Source organism: Winogradskyella flava (assembly GCF_014243395.1).
Classification (GTDB): Bacteria; Bacteroidota; Bacteroidia; order Flavobacteriales; family Flavobacteriaceae; genus Winogradskyella; species Winogradskyella flava.
Genome location: NZ_JACLCP010000004.1, coordinates 1 through 22020, shown reverse-complemented (window position 1 = coordinate 22020; position 22020 = coordinate 1). Strand labels below are relative to the sequence as shown.

Annotated in this window: 28 protein-coding genes; 15 read left to right on the top strand and 13 right to left on the bottom strand. The window is 33.7% G+C overall.

The window, feature by feature from the left end:
- Nucleotides 1-2: 2 nt before the first annotated feature.
- From H7F21_RS12780 to H7F21_RS12770, 3 genes are read right to left on the bottom strand one after another with little or no spacing between them, the layout of a single operon-like run.
- Nucleotides 3-1187: a hypothetical protein gene (locus H7F21_RS12780; RefSeq protein WP_185789697.1), complete on the bottom strand. Its 1185-nt coding sequence runs from the start codon at nucleotides 1185-1187 to the stop codon at nucleotides 3-5.
- On the bottom strand, nucleotides 1171-1683 hold the full coding sequence (locus H7F21_RS12775; protein ID WP_185789696.1) for a hypothetical protein: 513 nt from the start codon (nucleotides 1681-1683) through the stop codon (nucleotides 1171-1173). Before H7F21_RS12775 ends, H7F21_RS12780 begins: the two co-directional genes overlap by 17 nt.
- Nucleotides 1667-2215, bottom strand: coding sequence for an RNA polymerase sigma factor (locus H7F21_RS12770; RefSeq protein WP_185789695.1), 549 nt, complete (start codon nucleotides 2213-2215; stop codon nucleotides 1667-1669). The genes H7F21_RS12775 and H7F21_RS12770 overlap by 17 nt, the downstream gene beginning before the upstream one ends.
- A 123-nt stretch (nucleotides 2216-2338) precedes the next feature.
- Here H7F21_RS12770 and H7F21_RS12765 point away from each other — a divergent pair, with 123 nt between their 5' ends.
- Entirely contained in the window at nucleotides 2339-3658 is a 1320-nt protein-coding gene (locus tag H7F21_RS12765; protein WP_185789694.1) for a hypothetical protein, read from the top strand.
- Here H7F21_RS12765 and H7F21_RS12760 read toward each other — a convergent pair.
- Nucleotides 3655-4059 carry a hypothetical protein gene (locus H7F21_RS12760; RefSeq protein ID WP_185789693.1) on the bottom strand — a complete coding sequence of 135 codons (405 nt, stop codon included), beginning with the start codon at nucleotides 4057-4059 and terminating at the stop codon, nucleotides 3655-3657. The genes H7F21_RS12765 and H7F21_RS12760 overlap by 4 nt on opposite strands.
- Nucleotides 4046-4630: an RNA polymerase sigma factor gene (locus H7F21_RS12755; RefSeq protein WP_185789692.1), complete on the bottom strand. Its 585-nt coding sequence runs from the start codon at nucleotides 4628-4630 to the stop codon at nucleotides 4046-4048. Before H7F21_RS12755 ends, H7F21_RS12760 begins: the two co-directional genes overlap by 14 nt.
- A 144-nt stretch (nucleotides 4631-4774) precedes the next feature.
- Here H7F21_RS12755 and H7F21_RS12750 point away from each other — a divergent pair, with 144 nt between their 5' ends.
- The 5 genes from H7F21_RS12750 to H7F21_RS12730 all read left to right on the top strand — a co-directional run bounded on the left by H7F21_RS12750 (nucleotide 4775) and on the right by H7F21_RS12730 (nucleotide 7771).
- Nucleotides 4775-5116, top strand: a complete 342-nt coding sequence (locus tag H7F21_RS12750) for a DUF6249 domain-containing protein (protein ID WP_185789691.1) — start codon at nucleotides 4775-4777, stop codon at nucleotides 5114-5116.
- A gap of 95 nt (nucleotides 5117-5211) precedes the next feature.
- Entirely contained in the window at nucleotides 5212-6189 is a 978-nt protein-coding gene (locus H7F21_RS12745; protein WP_185789690.1) for a peptidase associated/transthyretin-like domain-containing protein, read from the top strand.
- Nucleotides 6182-6541: a DoxX family protein gene (locus H7F21_RS12740; protein ID WP_185789689.1), complete on the top strand. Its 360-nt coding sequence runs from the start codon at nucleotides 6182-6184 to the stop codon at nucleotides 6539-6541. The genes H7F21_RS12745 and H7F21_RS12740 overlap by 8 nt, the downstream gene beginning before the upstream one ends.
- A gap of 7 nt (nucleotides 6542-6548) precedes the next feature.
- Complete coding sequence (locus H7F21_RS12735; RefSeq protein ID WP_185789688.1) at nucleotides 6549-7067, top strand: hypothetical protein; 519 nt, start codon at nucleotides 6549-6551, stop codon at nucleotides 7065-7067.
- A 104-nt stretch (nucleotides 7068-7171) separates the two neighbouring features.
- Nucleotides 7172-7771, top strand: a complete 600-nt coding sequence (locus H7F21_RS12730) for a hypothetical protein (RefSeq protein WP_185789687.1) — start codon at nucleotides 7172-7174, stop codon at nucleotides 7769-7771.
- On the opposite strand, the gene H7F21_RS12725 is transcribed toward H7F21_RS12730, so the two are convergent.
- Nucleotides 7772-8452 carry a M15 family metallopeptidase gene (locus tag H7F21_RS12725; RefSeq protein WP_185789686.1) on the bottom strand — a complete coding sequence of 227 codons (681 nt, stop codon included), beginning with the start codon at nucleotides 8450-8452 and terminating at the stop codon, nucleotides 7772-7774.
- A gap of 32 nt (nucleotides 8453-8484) precedes the next feature.
- Between H7F21_RS12725 and H7F21_RS12720 the strand changes: the two genes are divergently transcribed.
- The 9 genes from H7F21_RS12720 (at nucleotide 8485) to H7F21_RS12680 (ending at nucleotide 14704) form a co-directional block, all read left to right on the top strand.
- Complete coding sequence (locus tag H7F21_RS12720; protein WP_185789685.1) at nucleotides 8485-9090, top strand: alpha-ketoglutarate-dependent dioxygenase AlkB family protein; 606 nt, start codon at nucleotides 8485-8487, stop codon at nucleotides 9088-9090.
- Nucleotides 9091-9465: 375 nt separating this feature from the next.
- The gene (locus H7F21_RS12715) at nucleotides 9466-10395 is read left to right on the top strand and encodes an alpha/beta hydrolase family protein (protein WP_185789684.1); all 930 of its coding nucleotides are present in this window, start codon (nucleotides 9466-9468) and stop codon (nucleotides 10393-10395) included.
- A 284-nt stretch (nucleotides 10396-10679) separates the two neighbouring features.
- Entirely contained in the window at nucleotides 10680-11540 is an 861-nt protein-coding gene (locus H7F21_RS12710) for an SPFH domain-containing protein (RefSeq protein WP_185789683.1), read from the top strand.
- Between the two features lie 2 nt (nucleotides 11541-11542).
- On the top strand, nucleotides 11543-11731 hold the full coding sequence (locus H7F21_RS12705; RefSeq protein WP_185789682.1) for a hypothetical protein: 189 nt from the start codon (nucleotides 11543-11545) through the stop codon (nucleotides 11729-11731).
- A complete protein-coding gene (locus H7F21_RS12700) occupies nucleotides 11728-11886 on the top strand; it encodes a DUF4177 domain-containing protein (protein WP_185789681.1) in 159 nt (52 codons plus the stop codon). Before H7F21_RS12705 ends, H7F21_RS12700 begins: the two co-directional genes overlap by 4 nt.
- Nucleotides 11886-12395 carry a hypothetical protein gene (locus tag H7F21_RS12695; RefSeq protein WP_185789680.1) on the top strand — a complete coding sequence of 170 codons (510 nt, stop codon included), beginning with the start codon at nucleotides 11886-11888 and terminating at the stop codon, nucleotides 12393-12395. Before H7F21_RS12700 ends, H7F21_RS12695 begins: the two co-directional genes overlap by 1 nt.
- Nucleotides 12388-12567, top strand: coding sequence for a type II toxin-antitoxin system antitoxin (locus tag H7F21_RS12690; protein WP_185789679.1), 180 nt, complete (start codon nucleotides 12388-12390; stop codon nucleotides 12565-12567). Before H7F21_RS12695 ends, H7F21_RS12690 begins: the two co-directional genes overlap by 8 nt.
- A 65-nt stretch (nucleotides 12568-12632) precedes the next feature.
- Entirely contained in the window at nucleotides 12633-13943 is a 1311-nt protein-coding gene (locus tag H7F21_RS12685; protein ID WP_185789678.1) for a DUF819 family protein, read from the top strand.
- Between the two features lie 95 nt (nucleotides 13944-14038).
- The gene (locus tag H7F21_RS12680) at nucleotides 14039-14704 is read left to right on the top strand and encodes a DUF4369 domain-containing protein (RefSeq protein WP_185789677.1); all 666 of its coding nucleotides are present in this window, start codon (nucleotides 14039-14041) and stop codon (nucleotides 14702-14704) included.
- Nucleotides 14705-14786: 82 nt separating this feature from the next.
- Here H7F21_RS12680 and H7F21_RS12675 read toward each other — a convergent pair whose 3' ends face one another.
- From H7F21_RS12675 to H7F21_RS12645, 7 genes are all read right to left on the bottom strand, one after another.
- Nucleotides 14787-15056, bottom strand: a complete 270-nt coding sequence (locus tag H7F21_RS12675; RefSeq protein WP_185789676.1) for a hypothetical protein — start codon at nucleotides 15054-15056, stop codon at nucleotides 14787-14789.
- 68 nt (nucleotides 15057-15124) lie between these two features.
- The gene (locus H7F21_RS12670; protein ID WP_185789675.1) at nucleotides 15125-16096 is read right to left on the bottom strand and encodes a type I phosphomannose isomerase catalytic subunit; all 972 of its coding nucleotides are present in this window, start codon (nucleotides 16094-16096) and stop codon (nucleotides 15125-15127) included.
- Nucleotides 16097-16100: 4 nt separating this feature from the next.
- Nucleotides 16101-16511, bottom strand: a complete 411-nt coding sequence (locus H7F21_RS12665; protein WP_185789674.1) for a 6-pyruvoyl trahydropterin synthase family protein — start codon at nucleotides 16509-16511, stop codon at nucleotides 16101-16103.
- Nucleotides 16508-17035, bottom strand: coding sequence for an isopentenyl-diphosphate Delta-isomerase (gene idi, locus H7F21_RS12660; RefSeq protein ID WP_185789673.1), 528 nt, complete (start codon nucleotides 17033-17035; stop codon nucleotides 16508-16510). The genes H7F21_RS12665 and idi overlap by 4 nt, the downstream gene beginning before the upstream one ends.
- Nucleotides 17036-17140: 105 nt before the next feature.
- Complete coding sequence (locus H7F21_RS12655) at nucleotides 17141-19126, bottom strand: OmpA family protein (protein ID WP_185789672.1); 1986 nt, start codon at nucleotides 19124-19126, stop codon at nucleotides 17141-17143.
- A gap of 10 nt (nucleotides 19127-19136) precedes the next feature.
- On the bottom strand, nucleotides 19137-20066 hold the full coding sequence (locus H7F21_RS12650; protein WP_185789671.1) for a PorP/SprF family type IX secretion system membrane protein: 930 nt from the start codon (nucleotides 20064-20066) through the stop codon (nucleotides 19137-19139).
- 28 nt (nucleotides 20067-20094) lie between these two features.
- The coding region (locus tag H7F21_RS12645) for a DUF7507 domain-containing protein (RefSeq protein ID WP_185789670.1) at nucleotides 20095-22020 on the bottom strand (1926 nt) is incomplete at its 5' end.

The window sequence follows — 22020 nt, the reverse complement described above, 5'->3', positions numbered from 1 at the left end:
ACTTAATTTTTGTTTATTGTTTTGATTGAATCGTTGTGTGAGTATATGATACCATGAATGATATCAAAGAAAATTCTACCCGATAGAGTTTCACCTGGATGTGGCTCTCTTGTCATCATGGTATATTTTTCGCCTTTTCTTGTAGGTTGCATATTGATTTCAGATTCACCATTACCAAATAAATTTTTAGTGTTATTTCCAACAACTTTAAGACTATGATTCCTGTCTGGATAGAAAAAATGAATTTTAGTATACTCTGAATACAAATTAAATCGGTCAAAAAAGTGGGCCCAATTGTAAAACCAGTATTCACTATTAAAGTCCGTAATCGTTGTGCTTTTGTTTATTTCACCAATTTCAATTTTTGAAAATTCAGAATCAATATTTACTTCTTGTGTACTACCTATTTTCCCATTCTTTACATTTTTAAAGTTATAAGTGCCACCAGAAATAGATTCGGCTTCAAAATTGGCATTATCAACTCGTAAAACATTATAGGCATTTAACAATCCCTTAGTTTTTAAAGTTCCTTTTTTTATTGATGCGGACAATTCATTCTGCATATCATTTCTAAAATATAAACCTGCATTTACGGCATTTATATTCAGTTTTACAAAAGGTGGTACTTTTATTAGAAATTTACTTCTTAAAATATCTACGTTGCCTTTTCTGATATTTGACAGATTTCCATCTTTGTCCATTTTTTTAAATCTCCCGTTTATGTACTTTAAAGGGCTTTTTGACCAATCGAGTCTATTATTATATCTTATCTCAGCCAACAATGAATCTTTTGCCTTACGGATAATGGAATCTTTTTTCAAACTAAAAAGGTCATCCTCTATATACAGTCCGTGATCTGTTTTTAGCTCAAATCTTGCAAATGTTATCTGATTTTTACTCTTCGCCATTAGCGTAATCCCATTATCAAAATTTGACACCTCAGCTGTAATTTCTTTGAGCTTTTCCTGAATAGCTTTTTTTGAATAACCCTCAAATTCCATAGCATAGTCAAAATGAATTTTACCATCGGTAGATTCTTCAATGGCTACATAGATATTTTCAAAGTTTAATACTACAGAAGTGTTTTTATCAACTTCGAAGCTTTTTTTCAAAATTTGATGGCTTTGCGCATAATTTAGTGCAGATATGATGAGCATCAGCACTAAGCATTTAAATTGTGTTTTCATGTTGTTCGTTATTTTGATTTAAAATTTTGATGTGTTCTTGTATATCTTTTAATAGTTGTAATCTCGTTTGCAGATTCTCAATTAAAGATTCAACAACAGCAATATTGTTTGAGTCGTTCTTAAAAAGTACTGCAATATCTTGATAGTCATTATCCAATTCCTCTAATCGTCTCTTAAATCTTGAAATGAGAATTTCATCATCTGCAATAGTTATAAAGTTCTCCCACTCTGTTTCGATATCTGCTAAGTACTCTGCTTCTACGGCTTCTATTTGAGCTATCATTGGTGAAATTTCTTCTACAGGTTCGCTATAAAAAATATTAAAACCAACCGTCAGTGCTATGATCGCTACCGCAACAATACCCAACCTAAAAAATGTATTAGACTTTTTCTTAGAATTCTTTCGAAGTTTATCTAAAAACTCCGCTCTATGCTTCTTAGGAAGTATTTTTAATTCCTCTTCCTCCTTAAATAAATCTCTAATATCTTTCTTCATTATATCTTGGTTTTAATAAGTCTCTTAATTTTGCTTTACCTCTGCTTAAATGTGTTCTAGAGGTTTTAACAGGTATATTTAGTATTTCTGATATCTCTTGATGATCATAACCTTCTATCAAGTATAACTGTACAACTATCTTATGTCTCTGATTAAGCTGCTCAATAGCATTTAAGATTTCTTGCTTAGAAATTGAACTCTCAAATTGCCAGTTATCATCTTCAATACTATTTAAGCTTTCAACTTCTAAATCACTAAACTCCAGCCTTCGCTTCTTTAAAACATCTAAACACTGATTAATAATAATTCGCTTTAACCATGCACCAAAAGTGGACTCAGGTCTATAACTTTCAATATTTATAAAGGCTTTTAAAAATCCTTCTTGCATAATATCTTTTGCTTCTTCTTCATTTTTTAAGTACCTACAAGCAATTGTGAACATAGCTTGAGCATACTTATCATAAACCTGTATCTGGGCAACTTGATTTCCTTTCCTGCAAGCTTGTATTAAACGATCTATTTGGTTTTGCATTTATGTTTGGTCAGTCTATTTGTTTTAAAAACGAAAAAAAAGCTAAAGGGTTTCAAATTTTGAATAAAAAAGTTGAATTTGATGGAATATGCCTAAATTTAGGGTAAATAAATAAACCTAGCTATGAGTCAAGATTACAACAATCCTGCATTCAAGAAACTATTGCAAAAGCTCCAAGAAGAAAGTTGGCAGTTGGAACTACTGATTTCTGGTTTTGCCATTTTTGGTTTATTTACAGCGTTTCCACACATACATATTGCCGCTAGAGCTGCGCAAAACGATGAGAAAATTTACTTATGGATTATTCTTATGGTAGCTTTTGTGTCATGTGCCATCTTAATATTTAATCTTTTATTGCATGTAGTACTAAGAGGTTTATGGATTGGTGCTCTTGGCTTACGATATGTTTCTGGCGATATAGACTATGACGAATTAAAATATAGTGCAAAGTTTACCAAATACTTAAAAAAAAATGTTGGCTCCTTTGATCGTTATATAGCGCGTTTAGAAAATTATTGTAGCATTATTTTTGCTATATCATTCCTTTTAATTTTCTATGTTTTAGCGCTAACACTAACAATTATTGCTATTGTTGGTGTTGTAAAACTATTTCTTGATAATGATAACATAAGTAAATCCTTTGGCCCTTTCATTGGTATACCATTAATCATTTTTATTGTATTTGGTATGCTCCTTACATTTATGGATTTTATTACCCTTGGTTGGCTAAAGAAAAAGAAATGGTTAAGTAAAATATACTTCCCATTTTATTGGATTTACAGTAAAATCACCTTGGCGTTTTTATACCGACCGCTAGTCTATAATTTTCTTGATAATAAGTTTGGAAGACGAGTAAGTTTCGCTTTGGTTCCAGTCTATATTCTTATTTTGGTTGCAACAAGCTTTAATTATAAGACGTCCAACTATTTTAACAGTAGCTCTTCTTCTAACAGTTATATGGCAGATCGAAATAATTATGAAGACGTCTTAGACGAAGAAGACTTTATTGAAGAAGTTGCTATTAACTCAAAAGTTATTACGGATAAACATCTCAAAATATTCATGGTGATTTATGAAGATTTTGATGATTATATTTTTACGTTTAACAAAGGCCTAAAACCAGAAAAAGATATTAGAGGTCTTGACTCCGATATCGTTGTTACATCAAACATATCTTGGTCTAAGCGAGATAGTTTACGCCAAGAATATATAAGAACACTTAATGAGGTTTTTACAATACGAATTGACTCTACAGATTACGAAAGCGACTTTATCTTTGGGGAAAGCTTAAAAGGCCAGAAAGGATTTGAGACCTATATAAATCTTAAAGATTTATCTGAAGGGAAACATCTGCTCAAGGTGTTAAGAAAGCGCATTAATAGGGAGAAAGATACAGTTAATAACTATCATGATAGAATTCCATTTTGGTACTTCCCAAATTAAAACGACAACCGGTTATTAAAATATTGCTTTAAAAGCGGAATCTGAATACTTACCATTATAGCAAACAATACTGTCGCATACATTAAAGTGCTTGAAAAATCAAATGAGAGACCTTCTAGCGGATTTAAAGAAACTTCCGGTAAATTATAACGCTCAGATAAACTTATTGTATTGTTAGGCTGTTTAAAAAGAATATAACCAACCAATGCCACAAAACCTGAAGCTATCAACCACCAAACATATTTAGATATTAAAGGTTTATAAACTATTGCTTTAGATTCTGACAAAGCTTCAATTTTTGACATTACAGTATCAGTAAAGTCTATTGGCGCTTTCTCTAAGCTATCAGCTTTCATTAGCTTATTGACTAAATCCTCTATTCTTCTATCATCCTTTTCCATAATCGAGTTTATTTTGTGGTTGCAAATACTGTTCTAAAATAACAGCTAATTTTTTTCGTGCCCTAAAGAGCTTAACTTTTACCGTATTAACTTCAACATTGATAATCTTGGATATTTCATCTAAAGATAGCTCTTCAAAATAAAATAAAGTTAGTAATGCACTACTATCTTCTGGTAGCTTATTAATACACTTCTTTATTAAAACGCTTTTTTCTTCTTTAATAATATTGTCCAAAGCATTATCAATAGTTTCTAATTTATTAAAAGTAAATTCATCAATAGCAACGTTATTCAAATGTTTTTTATTCTTTTTAATGTTGTCTAAACATGTGTTGTAAGCCACTCTGTATATCCAAGTTGAAAATTTAGAATCCCCTTTAAACTTATCCAACGACTTAAAAACTTTTATAAAAGTGTCCTGAGCCACCTCTTCTGCTTCTTCTCTATGCTTTAACATTCGCAATGCCAAAGTATATACCAAATCCTTATAACGGTCTACTAGCTGCCCATAAGCTCTAGTATCGCCATTATTAATAGCATCTATTAATATATTTTCTTCGTTGGTGGTCATTGTTGCTGTTAAGACGACATTATATATAATAAGGTTACACAAACGGGTAAATAATTTTTTTTTGAAAAAATTGTAACCTTAATCAAAAACCTATCGTCATAGGTTATGAAACAAATAAAATTAATCAATTAAAAAACAAACATTATGGACGAGGAAATTTTAATACCACTTAGTTTTTTTGCAGTCATCTTCGGAATCGTATATCTATACTATTCCACAAGAAATAAAGAACGCTTAGCTTTAATAGAAAAAGGTGCAGATGCTAGTATATTTAATATCGGAAAGCGCTCAGGCTCTTCTTGGAAAGTTGTAGTTATTAATTTGGCTTTCCTGTTAATGGGTATTGGACTAGGAACATTTATAGCTGCGTTATTAGATACATATACTGAACTAGAAGAAGGTGCTATGGCGGCTGCCATATTCTTTATGGCTGGAGTTGGTCTCTATGTAGGATTCTTACAAACTAAAAAAACACTAGAAGAATAAAGCTTTAAACTAATCAATCAAAAAACAAAACGCCTCATTATATGAGGCGTTTTTTTATGGTATAAATAGTGTATATTTAAGCTTAAAGTTTAACTATGCCCAGAATCATTTTAATTATACTATTAGCCAGCCAGTTCTGTTCGGCACAAATTACAGTGACCGATAGTATTACAAAATATCCCGTAAGTTATGCTACCATATCATTTGGCAATGGGAATGGTATTTTTGCAGATGATGCAGGTCAATTCATTTTTACCGAAGCATTATATCCAGATATTGACTCCCTTTTTATTTCGGCATTAGGATTTAAGGACTTGAATATTTCTACCCAAAATCTTCCCAAGCAACTGTATTTGCAACCACAAGCGGCCGAACTGGATGAAATTTTAATTGGCTCAACCTTAAATAGAAAATTTAAGAAAGAAATCCTAAAGCCTTATTTAGATGATGACTATTACAATTGCTGGTTACCAACCATAGAATCTGAAATAGCAGTCTACTTTCCCAAGCGAACTAGTAAAGATCAAAAGTTAACCTCTATTAGCTTCCCTATTGCACTAGAATCTAAAGATTGGTCCAAACGCAAAAAATCCAATAGTGACAAAAAGAAGTTCTCTACTTTATTTAAGGTAAAATTTTATTCCAATAATAAGGGGGTTCCCGGTAAAGTACTATCCTACGAAACTACCGTATTTAGAGCTACAGAAAAAGATGGAGATGCTTATACATTGAATGTCGAAGATTACAATATTTATATTCCAAAAGACGGTTTTTTTGTATCGCTTCAAGTAATGGGCTATACTGACAAAGCGGGAAAATTATTGCCAAACAAAAAGTATAAGGAAATTAAAACAAGAGGTAAGGCAACTGTAAAAATCCCAACCAATTTTAGGCCGTTGTTACCCTTTACCAATGAAATAGAAACTAAAAATACTTTTATAAAACGCGTATTTATTAATGGTAATAATTGGGTAAAGTTCGATAAGGGCAGCGGTATTGAATCCAGTCTCTTAAAACGAGATCTTTTTAATTATGGTATCGGTATAACTTACAATACCTACAAGGATGAATGAACCTATTGGACTTTACATCATGGCTGCTATCTACATCGTTGCTGGCATCATGCACTTTATTATTCCTAAAGTCTATATGCGTGTTATGCCTAGATACTTACCCAATCACAAGTTCTGGGTTTATGTTAGTGGTATTGCAGAAATACTTCTAGGGATGGGTTTATGTTTTCCAGGTTTAAAGAATATATCCATATATCTTATTATTGTCATGCTTGCGGTATTCTTATTTACTATTCATATCTATATGCTATCTAGTAAAAAAGCTTCAGCTGGCATACCGAAATGGATATTGATTTTACGTATTCCGCTTCAATTTGGATTGATGTATTGGGCTTGGGCTTATTTGAACTAAGATAAGAATGGATATTAGAAAACACTGTCAATTATGTAATCATCAAATAGTCGATTTTAAAACTGGAACTATTTGTGGTATTACACAAAGAAAACCTGAGTTTGTCAACAAATGTATAAATGCAAAATTTGACGATAAACTGGAATCAAAAATTGAAACTACAAATGTTGAATACGAGCGTGTACTTAAAACAAAATGGATAGTCTACACCAATTTTATAGCATTTCTAATTATAGGAGTTGCAGTGATTTTAGCTGGCTATTTTTTAGCAGAGTATTTATTAAAATTTAGAGTGATTGCTGCGGCACCTTTTATTATTTCCTTAGTGGGTTTATTATTTGTTTTACCTCTAGCAACCGGCCCATTGAACAATTACAAAAATGATCTAAGGTTAGCAAAAGCAAAGAAAGACGATGTCGATAGAGTATTAGATCTGTACGGCATTAAATATGATATTAATATTTCTTTCGGGAAAAAATATCATGGCGTACAGGAGGTCGATGTTTCCTTAAAAATTATCAAATAATAACTCTTTCTAAAACTAAGAAATGATTACTTACACAAAGTACCTATCTTAATCATTTAAGTTTATTTTAATATAAATCAGGGATTTATAAATTAAATTTAAACATGAGACCAATCTTATTTTTAGCACTAGTAATAACTTCGTTAGTATCGTGTGAGGAACAGAACAATTCAAACTCAGTATCAGAACCTCCCATCGTTGACGGCTTCGATAACGAATATAAAAGCTTAAACACCACATCTTTAAAAATTTCCGATGATGTGACTCTCCGAGTATATCAAAATGAGCATTTCGTATGGCTCACTTATAATGTACCTGAAGATAGTTATGGCACCATGGATATGGTTTTGGAAAGTCCTAATCTAACAGAGCCTATCAATTTACATGTTTCTGCTCAGGTTGGCGAATGGCCAGCCAATAAACCAGAATTGGCTCCTCAAGTTCCTGAAAGTGATAAATGGGGAATTACCAAAGGCTGGACTGGAAATCCCATTTGGTTAAAAGGACTTGATAGATCCGGTACTGAACCTCAGCTTAAATTCAAAAGTGCACCCGCAAGAGAGCTACAGATAAGTAAATCATATTTCGGCAAAGGTGTTTGGAAATTTAATCTAGAAATTAGAGCCATAAAAGACAACGATGGAAAATTTCAAAGTCTAATTTTCCCAAAGGATGATGCTCAGTTTGAATTGATAGTTGACTGATTATTCTACCTCAAAATCAAAATAAGTCTTTGGAAAGGGTTCCCAACGCAGTGTAAAGTGCCACCATTCTTTTGGATAATTCCTGAAATTATGCTTTAGCATCACAATTTGTAGTAATTGTCTATTCTTCTTTTGATGTTCCTCTATTGCTTCATAATTCACCCAAGACTGTTGTCCAAAAAAATCATAAGGACTTCCCATATCCAAGGGTTCACCAGTTTCGCCACAAATTATGGTCAAATCTATAGTACTTCCCCTACTATGGCCAGAGCGAGAGGCAATATATTCCTCTTTAAACAAATTTCGCTTGGCTACATCTGGATAAAACTGTGATTTATTTAAGGTATCATTTAAATCCCTCGCCCAGCGTATAAAATGATTCACAGCGCGTTGTGGCCTATAACCATCATAAACTCTTAAACATAAATTTTGTTGCTGTAATTCCTCTTGTATTAACTTTAGTTTCTGGGCAGCAGCTTTTGTAAGAATCAATTCATTAGTCCTATAGCCATCTATTGTGTCTCCAACAAAATTATTAGCACTAAAATAACGTAACTCAACATCCAAATCTGGAATAATGGATTTCACATAAACAAAACCATCTGGCAATATTTGTCGCTCTGTAAAACCAAAGACAAACATCAAAACACAAACGAGGTATGTAAGAGTTTTATAATTCATATCGATGCACTAATTTAGAGAAAAATTATGCCATGGACTTGTTTTCTAAAGAGAAACAACATTTTAAATTACCAAATGCCGAAATAATCTATATCCAAAATTTCTTTAACAAAAGAGAATCGGATGATTATTTTAAAATCATAGAGAACGAAACCAATTGGCAACATGATGATATTACTGTATTTGGAAAAACCTACAAACAACCAAGACTGACAGCTTTATTTGGAGAATCCAATCAACCATATGGCTATTCCAATATTACAATGTACCCTAAGCCTTTTACGACAAATCTTAAACTAATTAAAGCTAAAGTTGAAGACTTTTCAGCACATAACTTCAACACCCTTTTAATTAATTTGTATCGCGATGGCAATGACAGTAATGGATGGCATGCGGATAATGAAAATGAATTGGGTAAAAATCCTGTAATTGCTTCAGTAAGTTTTGGAGAAGAGAGACCCTTTCATTTTAAACACAGAACAATTAAAGAACAAAGGCATAAGCTCCATCTAGAACATGGAAGTTTATTACTTATGAAAGGTGAAATGCAGCACTATTGGGTACATCAAATCGCAAAAACAAAAAAAGATATAAAGCCTAGAATAAATCTCACTTTCAGAACGTTGATTAATGTATAAAAACAAAAAACCGGGTTCCCTCAAACCCGGTTTCTCTAATTTGCTTTTTTACTATGTAAGTAGATTTAGGGTCTCTAAGTCAACATAACATAATGCAAATATTAATTAATTAATCCATTGAACTAAAAACTAAATTTTAGTACACCTCAAATATAGAATTAGCTTTCAATTATGTCGCCTAAAAACATAATTAATCGATTAAATACATTAAATTTTAACATTTAAAGACCAAATAGTGCATTTCACCGATGAAATACAATTCTATAGACAAGAAAGAATCATTTATTTCCATACTAAGCATGGTATAAAACTTGTTTAAGAATTGAAGATTAATTGTAATAACAAGTAACTTTATAGAATATTAAATTTTAAAAAATGAAACACTACCTATTGATTCTTCTTCTTTCTTTTTCTTTTTTGAGTTTTTCTCAAGATAAAGCCTATACTGAAGAAGACATCTCAATTTCAGAATGGATAGATGGTACATTGCTTCAACCCAATACTATTGAAAAACCAAATTTAGCAATTATCATTGCAGGTTCTGGTCCAACCAATAGAGATGGCAATCAAAACTTCCTAAAAAATAATTCATTAAAAAAATTAGCCGAAAGTCTCACCAATAATGATATTGCCACATTTAGATATGATAAACGGATTGTAAAGCAAATAAGGCAAGGCAAAGTAGACGAGAACATTATGTTCGATGATTTTGTAAAAGATGCAAAAGACGTAGTAAACTATTTCAAAGAAAAGGACACCTACTCTACCATTTATATCATTGGTCACAGCCAAGGGAGTTTGATTGGTATGCTAGCCGCTAAGGACAAAGTAGACGGGTTTATATCCTTGGCTGGTGCTGGACAAAACATAGGAGATGTTATTGTTGAGCAGGTCACTAATATGGCACCTCAACTTGGAGAGGAAGCACAAAAAATAGTTGATAAACTAAAACAAGGCGAAACCACTACAGACTATCCAGCCAGTCTTGCTTCAGTATTCAATTCTGATGTACAACCTTTTATGATAAATTGGATGCAGTACAATCCAACAGAAATTGTAAGAGATCTAGACCTCCCTATTCTAATTCTCAATGGAACCAAAGATCTTCAGGTATCAGAAAATGAAGCACAACTATTAAAGGACGCCAATGAAAATGCAACGCTTCATATCATAGAAAACATGAATCATGTCCTTTTTGAGATTGAAGGCGATAGTTTAGAAAATTCAAAATCTTATAATGAGTCCTTTCGACCAATTTCCACTGAACTAATAAATAGTATTACTAAGTTCATTCTGGCGCGATAAGGCATTTAAGGGTTTTCAATAATTAAAAAAGCATCTCAACCACGAGATGCTTTTTTACTAACTAACCAACCAAATTGTAATGTTGCGATTTTGTAGTGTTGTTACGATTGTAACTCTCGCTGTAACCATTACACTTAGTATATAACAAACTGCGTGCCAAACTTTATTTTCCTCTTTTTTTCACAAAAGTGTAACAAATGTTGCTATTTAAATACGCATATGTTATATCTTTATGATATCATTTTGATATTATATTAAATGATAACCAATTAAATTTTTAGATCATGAAAGAAGAAAAAATCATCGTACCAGCAAATGGCTACTTTATGTTATTTATGTTTTTTGTATTGTTTTTTGGAAGTATTGCCACAATAATTGCCTTGAAAACACCATGGCCAGGCATTACCATATTCCTGTCACTTGTAATGGCATTTGGTTTTATAATGGTGCAGCCTAACGGTTCTCGAGTATTATTATTGTTTGGAAAATATGTTGGTACCGTAAAGAAAAATGGTTTTTACTGGGTGAACCCTTTTTATACCAAAAAGAAAATCTCACTTAGAGCAAGTAACTTTGATAGCGAACGTCTAAAAGTAAACGACAAGTTGGGGAACCCAGTAATGATTAGTACCATCTTAGTTTGGCGTGTTCAAAACACTTACAAGGCGGCTTTTGACGTCGATAATTACGAAAACTTTGTACGTGTACAAACTGATGCAGCTGTAAGAAAGCTGGCAAGCATGTATCCTTACGATAATTTTGCAGACGAAGGTGTCGATGAAGACATTACACTTCGCTCTAGTGTTAACGAGGTAAGTAATGCCCTTGAAAAGGAGATTGATGAGCGTCTATCTATTGCTGGTATTGAAGTTTTAGAAGCGCGAATCGGCTACTTGGCTTATGCACAAGAAATTGCTAATGCGATGCTTAAGCGCCAGCAAGCCACCGCTATTGTTGCCGCACGACATAAAATTGTAGAAGGTGCTGTAAGTATGGTAGAAATGGCAATAGAAGAACTTAACAAGAAACAGGTTGTAAATCTAGATGAAGAACGTAAAGCAGCTATGGTAAGCAATCTTATGGTAGTACTCTGCGGTGATAAAGATGCATCACCTGTTGTAAACACTGGAACTTTAAGTCATTAATAATGAACAAGTATCAGATTTACAGTATTGCTATAGGAACAGCTTCAGGTTCTAGTATTGGCACAACCATTGGAGCAGTAACTGGCCATGTCGCCACGGGAACCGTTTATGGTTCAATGATTGGAATCATCATAGGTGTTGTTTTAGCACTAGTTGTATTTAAAGAAGACAAAACGAAAGATAGGAAATGAAAGAATATAAAGTCATACAGCCAAAATTAGGATTTAGAAATCGGTTTCAAAATTTTGAAGATTTATTAAATCAATACGCAAGAGAAGGATGGACTGTTAATTTTATTGGTCAAGGATGGACCAGTGTGGTTTTTGAACGTGATAAAAATAGATAATGCGAATTTTTAAAGAAGAACAACGTTTTAACCAAATATGGCTCATTCTAGTGATTGCCACCAGTGTTCTAGCTGCTATTGGCATTATTATTAGCGCATACGTTGAAGATCATAATAGTTTTTCAGCCATAGAACAAGTGGCTATAATAGGTTTATTAGTATTTGCTTCTGGGTTTATATTTCTATTCAAGCTTAACACGAGAATCGATGAGAATGGGATTTCATATAAATTTTTCCCATTTCACTGGTCCTGTAGACAGATTCAATGGAATGAGATTAACAATGCATATGTACGAACTTATGATGCAATAGGTGAATATGGTGGTTGGGGCTTAAAAGGAGGTAAACTTTGGAATACATCTAAAGGCAAAGTCATAAACGTATCTGGTACTATTGGCATTCAATTAGAACTTAAGAATGGTAAGAAGTTGTTGATTGGCACCCAGAAGAAAGAAGACGCCGAAAAAGTCTTAGCCACTTATAAAACAAAAATCGATTACAATGCCTAAAAAAAAAGCCTTTGCATTACGAATCAATGAAGACATGTTGAAAGCTGTTGAAAAATGGGCTGCGGATGAATTTCGTAGTACCAATGGCCAGATAGAATGGATGTTAATGCAATACCTAAAGGAACACAAAAGGCAACCAAAAACAAAAGACGCAGCTAAAGATGAAAAGTGATCAGAAATGATCGCTTTTTTTAGCTTTTAATTTTTGTATTTTGCAAGAACTAAACAATCCTAACTATGGACAGTACACCAATCTTTACTAATGACACTATTGTTTTTGGTCTCCTAATGCTCGCATTGGGATTCGTTTTTGTTACAGAATCAATAAAAACTGGCTTTTGGGCAAAGTTTTATAGAATAGTGCCTGGATTATTTATGGCATATATGCTACCCGCCGTTCTAACTACTTCGGGCTTAATTGCTCCTGATTGGACGACTGTTTCGGAAACTGGTGTTAAGACCGAACATAGCACCAACTTATATTATATGGCAAGTCGTTATTTATTGCCAGCTGCACTGGTATTGATGACATTAAGTATTGATTTAAAAGCAGTATTCAACTTAGGTTGGAAAGCCCTTGTGATGTTCTTTACAGGAACAATTGGTATTGTTATAGGTGGACCCATTGCCATATTATTAATTGCTTTAGTTTCTCCTGAAACCGTCGGAGGCGTTGGTCCTGATGCTGTGTGGAGAGGACTTTCTACATTAGCTGGAAGTTGGATTGGTGGAGGAGCAAATCAAACCGCAATGCTTGAGATTTATGGATATAATCAAAAACTTTATGGCGGTATGGTTTTCGTTGATATTGTAGTCGCCAACATTTGGATGGCAATTATTTTACTCGGAATAGGAAAACGTAACCGAATTAATAAGTGGTTAAAAGCTGATACTTCTTCTATAGAAGATTTAAAAGAAAAAGTTACATCATTCTCAGAAAAGGTAAAACGAAATCCGTCACTAACTGATTTGATGATTATAGTTGCCATTGCATTTGGCACTGTTAGTATTGCTCATTTATGCGCTGGTTTTTTAGCGCCATTCTTTGATAGCACTGTTGCCAACATTCAATCCGAAACTATGAGGAATGTGTTTACTTTTTTAGGGTCGACATTCTTTTGGATGATAAGTATTGCTACAATTATTGCTATTATATTGTCTTTTACAAAAGCCAAAAATTACGAAGGTGCTGGCGCCAGTAAATTTGGTAGTGTATTTATATATATTCTTGTAGCAACTATAGGTATGAAGATGGATTTAACACTTATTTTTGATAATTTAGGCCTGATCGCTATTGGCGTAGTCTGGATGACTATCCATGCATTATTACTGATTCTAGTTGCTAAACTTATTAAAGCACCTTATTTCTTCTTAGCTGTTGGAAGCCAAGCCAATGTTGGTGGAGCAGCTTCAGCACCAATTGTGGCATCTGCTTTTCACCCATCATTAGCAACAGTAGGTGTCCTACTTGCCGTTTTTGGATACGCAGTTGGAACTATTGCCGCCATAGGTTGCACAATTTTAATGCAATTAGCGGCAGGCGGCTAGTATTTTTGATTTCAAAATAAGATATTTGCGCACCTATATTCAAATTACATATGATAAAATTCAATAAACTTCTGGTCCTAATAATTTTGATAGTAATGTTTGCTTCCTGTGAAAAAGAGAAAGAAGCGAATTTCACCCTCAACGGGAGTATCAAAGGTTTAAAAAAGGGGGTGGTTTATCTTCAGAAAGAAATAGATTCGTCAATTGTTAACTTAGATTCTATGACAATTACTGGGCAACCCGGATTCACTTTACAGACTAATATTGAAGAGCCTGTTCTGCTTTATTTAAAGCTCTTTAAAAATGATGGCGAAGAACATTACATACCATTCTTTGCAGACAAAGGTGTTACAGAGATTAATACTTCGTTGAAAAGGTTCAACTTTGATGCAGAAATCAAAGGCTCTAAACAACAGGACTTATTAAATGAATACACTAAAGTAATGTCTAAATTCAATGATCAAAACCTTGATATTATTGAAGCTAACTTTTTGGCTTTTAAAGAGAATGATAGTATTGCCGTAGATTCGTTAAACAGACTAACAGAAAGCGTGTTAAAACGCAAGTATTCTTATACCATTCAATTTGCAATAAACCATAAGGATAACATAATTGCACCATATTTAGCTTTGTATGAAATGTCAGCGGCAAACCCAATTTATATAGACTCAGTATATAACGGATTAACTAAAGATATTAAAGACTCTTTTTATGGCAAGAAGCTTAAATCGCTAATTGACAATAGAAAATCTGATGAATAATAAAGTGTAAGCTATCGATATGATAAACAAAAAGACCAATCATTTTTATGATTGGTCTTTCTATATGCTTAGATATTGAAAACTATTTCAATTTATTGATGCGCTCTATTAAAGCTCTACCTTTACTTTCTAAATCGCTATTTATAGATTTAAAATGTGCTTTTGCATCTTCGACACTTCTATCATTTACACGTGCAATCAATTCATCAAACGTTGAAATTGCATCATCTATAATAGCTTCGGTCTCTTTAGTGGGTTTTTGAGTATTGGTCATTTCCCAAACATAAACTGCTTCAATAATATCTCCTAAAACGTAATTAATATCTTTTTTTAAGTCTCTTTTATTCGCCATAGCTAATCCTGATTTATATACAAATGTAGTAAATACTTACATTAAAAGGTTAAAATTCATTTGAAGTTTTACACATAGATTTCAAGAACTTTTGCATCAGTTGTTTTTAACTTAAAGTCCTTAATAGACGCAGGAATCAGTATCGTCTCCCCTTTTGAAACACTATCAGTTGTAGCATCTGTTGATATTTCAATCGCCCCATCAATACACATATAAATTATAAATGAGTCATGAGTATTTGTCTTCCTTAAGTCTGAATCAAGTTCTAAATAATTAGTTGTAAAAAATGGACAACTGACTATTTCATTAGATGCATTCTTCTGTTTTTCGTAGACAACTCTAAAATCATCTTCCATTTTAAAATTAAAAGCATCAATGGCTATGTCATTGTGTAATTCACGCTCATTACCATCAATATCCACACGGTCCCAATCATAAACACGATAGGTTATATCACTGGTCTGTTGAATTTCAGCTAATAGTACACCTGCACCAATAGCATGTACTCTTCCTGCCTCAATAAAATATGTATCGCCTTCTGCTACTTTATCAAAATTTAAAATCTCCGAAAGTGTTTTGTTTTCAAGATGTTTAAGGTAAGTCTCTGCATCCATTTTCTGATTGAAACCTACAATGAGATTTGCGTCATCATCAGCTTGCATGACGTACCACATTTCTGTTTTACCAAAAGAATTATGACGCTCTTTTGCCAAAGTATCATCCGGATGTAATTGGATACTTAAGTCTTCTTTGGCATCTATAAACTTTATGAGTAATGGAAATTCATTACCAAAACGTCGATAATTTTTCATTCCTAACAAACCTGAAGTATATGTATCCAAAAGTTTTTGAAGTGACCATCCTTTTAATTCACCATTCAAAACAATAGAGATATCATTTGGGACTGCACTAATTTCCCAACTTTCACCCAATTGTTTAGACTTAGATTTTTTGTTCAGTTGTTGACTGAGCTTCTCACCTCCCCAAATCTTGTCTTTTAATATCGGTTGAAACTTTAATGGATGTAAAGTATCTTTCATAAAATTACTCACCAGAATAAGTTACGAAATTACGAGGTGTTTCATACAATGTAATTTCCAATTGGAATTTAGAATCCAGCTTTGCTTTAACCTTATTATAAATTACAACTGCAATATTTTCTGCAGTTGGATTTAAATCTTGAAATTCTGGCACTTCAACGTTTAGATTTTTATGATCAAAGGCATCCTCTACTTCAGATTTAATAATATCCTTTAAAATCTTTACGTCAATTACATAACCTGTTTCTGGATCAATATCGCCAGTAACACTTGCTATCAATTCATAATTATGACCATGAAAATTGGGGTTATTGCACAAACCAAATATAGCATCGTTCTTCTCAAAACTCCAATCCTTTCTATATAATCGATGAGCTGCATTAAAATGTGCTTTTCTGTTTACCGTTACTTTCATACGTCGTTAATGTTTATAAATTCATAGAATTTTTCAAAAATAATCTTGAACCAAGCTGTATAACATTCTGGATGTAGAGCAATATCTACTTTCACGTCTTCTAGTGGCATCCATTTCCAATCGGCAACTTCATCTTTATTAATATTTGGTGCATCATTGTAATAGCCAATCATAATATGGTCGTACTCATGTTCCGTAAGACCGTTGTCAAAAGGTGCTTTATATATAAAAGAAATTGATTCTTCCAAGTTGGTCACAAATCCCATTTCTTCTTGTAATCTTCTTCTACCTGCTTCTAGATTGGTTTCACCATTACGTTGATGACTACAGCATGTATTGGTCCATAAACCAGGAGAATGATATTTATGCATAGCACGTTGCTGAAGCATTAATTCTTTATTCTCATTAAATACAAATACTGAAAACGCACGATGCAAAACCGCTTTTTTGTGTGCCTCCATTTTAGGCATCAAGCCTATCTGATTATCATTTTCATCCACTAGGATGACCTGTTCTTCTGTCATAAAGCAAAATTAAGTACTAAAGTGGTAAAAAAGCTAAAGGAATTCATAAAAAAAATAGCCGTTTAAAATTTAAACGGCTATTTTATATTCTATGAAATTTTGAGTTTATTCTTTGTCATCACACGATTGACCATTAATACTTGTAATTATAAACTCACTACGTCTATTTAATTGGTGTTCCTCTTGAGAACAGCTAGAATCATTAGACGGTTCACAACCGCAATCATTAACCAATCTAGATTCTCCGTATCCTTTTGCTGTTAAACGCTCGGGAGCAATTCCTTTCTCAATTAAATACTTACGAGTTGATTGTGCTCTTCGATCTGATAGTTTCTCGTTATAAGAAGCTGGCCCTCTACAATCCGTATGACTACGAATATCTATATTCATAGTTGGGTACTTGGTTAAAACTGCCAGTACCTTTTGAATTTCTATTTCAGCATCGTATCTAATATTGGATTTATCAAAATCAAAATAGATAATTGGAATATCCAATACTTTGGCTAAATCGTCACAAGGCTCTATTTCTTGTACATCTTTCTCCAATAATAACTGCAACTGCAAGTCCTGTTTTTTAGTTGGTGTTGTAAAACGTTTTTCATCAGAAGTATAAGTTTCTTTTTCTCCTCGAACTAAATACTCCATTCTGCATCCAGCGTCAAACTCAAATGAACCATCGTCTCCAGCTGTTTTGCGCTCCAACTCTGTTCCTTCACCATCAAATAGTATAACCGTGGCATTAGCTATTGGCTCACTAGTATCCTTATCTAAAACAATACCCGTAATTAACTGCTCACATTCAGTGATTTCAAATGTATAAATATCATCACTTCCTTTTCCTCCTTCTCTGTTTGAGCTAAAATACACACGTTTTGTAACTAGATTCTCATAATATCCAAAATCATCTGCAGGACTGTTTACAGGTTCTCCAATATTTTCGATAGGGAAATTTCTGTTGGCACCAACAATTTTACGATCCAATGCCTCTGATTTAAATACATCAAGGCCTCCTAAACCGGGAAATCCTGTTGAAGAGTAATACAGATCACCATTGGTATTCATAAATGGAAATGATTCTTGCCCTTCTGTATTAATTGAAGCACCTAAATTTTCTGGCTCTCCCAAAGTACCGTCATCATTAACATCGACAACGAAAATATCAGATTGACCATATGTACCGGGCATATCCGAAGCAAAATACAACTTTGTGCCTGTCACATTTAATGCTGGATGAGCAACACTATAGTCTTGACTGTTAAAATGAATCTTGTGAATTTCGTCCCAAATCCCATCTTCACTTAAAGTGGCTCTGTATAACTGTAATCTATTTATTCCTGTATCGTCTTCTTTATATTTCATTTTGAAGAAGTTGTTTCGAGTAAAGAACATATACTTCCCATTTGGTGAGAAAACAGCACTTGATTCATGGAACTTTGTGTTCACCTTGCCATCAACACCTTTAACTTCACCGTATTTAGTGTAACTACTATCTGTTTTTTCAACAACATATAAATCCAGGTATGGCTGCTCGTTCCAACGATATTTTCGTCCTCCTCCTCTAGCAGAAGCGAAAACAATACCGTTTTCGTACTCTGTCGTTCCAAAGTCTGATAGCTCGGTATTAATCTCTAGATTGTGGATTTCAATATCATCTCTGCTTAAATCTTCAATTGAAGCTTTATAATCTACCTTAGAAAGAAATGCTTTACCTCTTAGATCACTAGGTTTAAGTTCATTAAACTTTTTCATCCATTTATCAGACTCTTCATAATTTTTTATCCCTTTAAGTGCTAAGGCATATCTAAAATAGTACTCAGGATCAATGACTTCTTCTAAAGCCATTAGTTCACCATACCATTTAGAAGCATTTTCCATATCATTATTAAAATAATATGAATTAGCCAACTTCTGAAAAAGATCAACTGACTTATATCCCTTATTGGCGACTTCTAGAAGCACTTCACTCGTTTTAACGTAAGCGAAGTCTCTATAGTCGTCCTTAACACTTTGTATTTTTCCATTTTGGGCAAATGCAGTTAGGGTAAAAATGCCTACAAATGCAATACATATATATCTCGAAATTGTTCTCATAGTCCTATTGTTAGAAGAAACGCGGTGATAAAATTCTACCTAATCGTTTAATTTCAAATCTTAAAGTTATTTCGTGTGTTCCACTATTATAATTATTCAGTCCGGTATTTGTTAAATCATATCCATAGCCTATAAACATACCTGGAGTGACCTGAAATCCTACCAATGCACTAACAGAGTCATCCCACCTCCATGCTAAACCTGCGGTCAAATTCTTTTTATACCAAAAATTCGCTGAAACATCTGCAATAATTGGTGCACCTGATACGCCTTTTATTAAAAAGGCTGGTTTTAATTCTAAAGTTTCACTAAGATTAAACACATAACCACCAATGGCATAAAAGTGCATTCGTTCTGCACCGACAGAAACTTGAACATCATCATAATGTTCAGTTTCTAAAAAGTTAGGTATAGCAAACCCTAAATACCATTTTCTGGTGTGCATATATAAACCTGCCCCTACAGTTGGAGACCATGTACTTAAATTATCTGCAAATGTAGGGTCACCAACTTGCCGAATAACACCTAATGACCAATCTGATTGTAAATTATGAAAACCACCTTTTATCCCAAACGATAATTTTAAATCATTAGCATTTAGCGGAATAGTATATGAAAAGTTAGCATCTAGATAAGTTTCTCTTACCGGTCCTAAAGCGTCACTCACGATATTTAGACCTAATCCTATGCGTTCATTACGCAAAGGAGAGTGAACACTAAATGATTGGGTTTGAGGAGCTCCATCAATACCAACCCATTGTGACCTGTGTAGACCAACAACACTCAAAGTCTCTCTCTGACCTGCATATGCAGGGTTGACACTTAAAGTATTGTACATATAATGAGTATACTGTGGATCTTGCTGTCCAAAACTATTAGCACTAATTAGTACAAATACTAAAACTACTAATCTTTTTATTATTGATGACATATGTATCATTTTAATATGTTTTATAATTCAGTGTTAATTAGTTTCTTCTATTTATATATAACCATCCAACTCTAGGTTCTGAACCATCACCCAAGTCAAGAACATAATAGTAAGTTCCTACCGGGAGTTCATCGGATTGATTTATAACAGCCCTACCATTAGAAACACCATTCCAATCATTTAGATATCCGTTTTTGCTGTAAACAATATTTCCCCATCTATTATAAACTTCCAGTTTGTTATCTGGGAATCGCTCTAGACAGTCTATGACAAAAGTCTCATTAACACCATCACCATCTGGAGAGAATTCATTATAGATTGTTAAACATATTGGATCAACTGCGGCAGAATCTTCATTATCGCCAGGATTCACATCTATTCCACCATCGGCATTCCCTACAAATGCAGTATTGACATAATCACCAAATCCTAATACTTCAACAGTGATTTGAAGAATTTCAACCTGGTCTGGGTTAAGCTGTCCTATAGTCCATTCGCCATCAAACTCAGAATACGTTCCGGCTGTTGTGATTGCCGAAACAAACACGTAACCACTTGGAATTTGTTCATCTATAACCACATTAGTAGCTGTAACATTTCCAATATTGGCAACTTCAATTGTAAACGTTACTTCTGCACCAACTACTGGACGCAACTCATCAACAGATTTAACAACCTCTAAATCAAATATTGAATTAAGAATAACAACTGTTGGGTCATCTGGTTCACCATCACCATTGTCATCATTATTACTATTATCGTTTGGATCATCACTGGTATCAGTAATGTCATCTGACGGATCTCCTGGATTGCCTCCTAGTCTTTCACTACTAACATTAGCAGAATTAGTCACACTACCAATATCTAAATCAGCTTGCGTAATTTGATATGTTGCAGAGAATGTGCTATTGTCAATTTGACCTGGTAACAGCTGAGCAATTGGTCCACCTGTTAATATCAATCCTGGTAAAGCATCTTGAACTTGTATATCGGTTAAAGTTACGTTTCCTGTATTCTCTACAATAAATACGTATGTAATAATATCGTCAATACTCCCTGCAATTCCGTCTCCATTAGTATCCGTTAAAGGTAATACTGTCTTTATAAGACTAATACTAGGTTCTTGGGTAATTACGGTATCTGTTGGATCATCATCACTAGTGGTGTCCATTGGGTCATCACTATCGTCACTTGTTGGATTTCCGCTTGGGTCTGTGCCATCTACAGTAGCCTGATTGGTTACAATTCCAGTATCTATATCCTCTTGCGTAAGTACATATGTTGCTGTATATACTATAGTACCAATACCAACAATCATGTCTTCTAAATCACCTTCTCCATCTTCATCACTTCCTCCACTTACATAAATAGGGTTAGGCAAAGTACCTGTTCCAGTAAAGTTCGCTGCACTCTCGTTAACACTAACATCAAATACTGTAACATCACCTGTATTTGTGACTGTGTAAGTGTATGTAATAATATCTCCTTCATTTGCAACTCCATCTGTGCCCGTGTCTAAACTACTGGTTTTTATAATGCTTAGTTCAGGGTTTGTTGGAATTGTGATCACAGTTGGATCATTTGTAGGATCTGTATCCGGATCTGGTCCATCCACTGTCTCATCACCATTATCACTAATGTCATTTACATCATCTGTTCCCGTTGGACTATCTCCTGTTGCACTTGCACTGTTCTCTATACCACCTGCATTGACATCATCCTGATCTATTGTATAAGTCACGGTTACGGTTCCTGTCTCTCCTGGTAACAAGGTACTTGGTGTTATTGATAACTCTGTAGTACTTGTAAGTGCATCATCAATAGTAATATTACTGATCGTTACATTACCCGTGTTCGCTACACTGAACGTATACGTGAGCTCATCTCCTAAACTAGCCCCCGTTGGTGCTACGTCATTTGTAATCGCAACGGTCTTTGTTAAAGTTAATTCTGGATCTAGAGA

Coding starts and splice junctions, on each gene's coding strand:
- H7F21_RS12780 (WP_185789697.1), bottom strand. CDS start 1,187: ATGAAAACACAATTTAAATGCTTAGTGCTGATGCTCATCATATCTGCA.
- H7F21_RS12775 (WP_185789696.1), bottom strand. CDS start 1,683: ATGAAGAAAGATATTAGAGATTTATTTAAGGAGGAAGAGGAATTAAAA.
- H7F21_RS12770 (WP_185789695.1), bottom strand. CDS start 2,215: ATGCAAAACCAAATAGATCGTTTAATACAAGCTTGCAGGAAAGGAAAT.
- H7F21_RS12765 (WP_185789694.1), top strand. CDS start 2,339: ATGAGTCAAGATTACAACAATCCTGCATTCAAGAAACTATTGCAAAAG.
- H7F21_RS12760 (WP_185789693.1), bottom strand. CDS start 4,059: ATGGAAAAGGATGATAGAAGAATAGAGGATTTAGTCAATAAGCTAATG.
- H7F21_RS12755 (WP_185789692.1), bottom strand. CDS start 4,630: ATGACCACCAACGAAGAAAATATATTAATAGATGCTATTAATAATGGC.
- H7F21_RS12750 (WP_185789691.1), top strand. CDS start 4,775: ATGGACGAGGAAATTTTAATACCACTTAGTTTTTTTGCAGTCATCTTC.
- H7F21_RS12745 (WP_185789690.1), top strand. CDS start 5,212: ATGCCCAGAATCATTTTAATTATACTATTAGCCAGCCAGTTCTGTTCG.
- H7F21_RS12740 (WP_185789689.1), top strand. CDS start 6,182: ATGAATGAACCTATTGGACTTTACATCATGGCTGCTATCTACATCGTT.
- H7F21_RS12735 (WP_185789688.1), top strand. CDS start 6,549: ATGGATATTAGAAAACACTGTCAATTATGTAATCATCAAATAGTCGAT.
- H7F21_RS12730 (WP_185789687.1), top strand. CDS start 7,172: ATGAGACCAATCTTATTTTTAGCACTAGTAATAACTTCGTTAGTATCG.
- H7F21_RS12725 (WP_185789686.1), bottom strand. CDS start 8,452: ATGAATTATAAAACTCTTACATACCTCGTTTGTGTTTTGATGTTTGTC.
- H7F21_RS12720 (WP_185789685.1), top strand. CDS start 8,485: ATGGACTTGTTTTCTAAAGAGAAACAACATTTTAAATTACCAAATGCC.
- H7F21_RS12715 (WP_185789684.1), top strand. CDS start 9,466: ATGAAACACTACCTATTGATTCTTCTTCTTTCTTTTTCTTTTTTGAGT.
- H7F21_RS12710 (WP_185789683.1), top strand. CDS start 10,680: ATGAAAGAAGAAAAAATCATCGTACCAGCAAATGGCTACTTTATGTTA.
- H7F21_RS12705 (WP_185789682.1), top strand. CDS start 11,543: ATGAACAAGTATCAGATTTACAGTATTGCTATAGGAACAGCTTCAGGT.
- H7F21_RS12700 (WP_185789681.1), top strand. CDS start 11,728: ATGAAAGAATATAAAGTCATACAGCCAAAATTAGGATTTAGAAATCGG.
- H7F21_RS12695 (WP_185789680.1), top strand. CDS start 11,886: ATGCGAATTTTTAAAGAAGAACAACGTTTTAACCAAATATGGCTCATT.
- H7F21_RS12690 (WP_185789679.1), top strand. CDS start 12,388: ATGCCTAAAAAAAAAGCCTTTGCATTACGAATCAATGAAGACATGTTG.
- H7F21_RS12685 (WP_185789678.1), top strand. CDS start 12,633: ATGGACAGTACACCAATCTTTACTAATGACACTATTGTTTTTGGTCTC.
- H7F21_RS12680 (WP_185789677.1), top strand. CDS start 14,039: ATGTTTGCTTCCTGTGAAAAAGAGAAAGAAGCGAATTTCACCCTCAAC.
- H7F21_RS12675 (WP_185789676.1), bottom strand. CDS start 15,056: ATGGCGAATAAAAGAGACTTAAAAAAAGATATTAATTACGTTTTAGGA.
- H7F21_RS12670 (WP_185789675.1), bottom strand. CDS start 16,096: ATGAAAGATACTTTACATCCATTAAAGTTTCAACCGATATTAAAAGAC.
- H7F21_RS12665 (WP_185789674.1), bottom strand. CDS start 16,511: ATGAAAGTAACGGTAAACAGAAAAGCACATTTTAATGCAGCTCATCGA.
- idi (WP_185789673.1), bottom strand. CDS start 17,035: ATGACAGAAGAACAGGTCATCCTAGTGGATGAAAATGATAATCAGATA.
- H7F21_RS12655 (WP_185789672.1), bottom strand. CDS start 19,126: ATGAGAACAATTTCGAGATATATATGTATTGCATTTGTAGGCATTTTT.
- H7F21_RS12650 (WP_185789671.1), bottom strand. CDS start 20,066: ATGATACATATGTCATCAATAATAAAAAGATTAGTAGTTTTAGTATTT.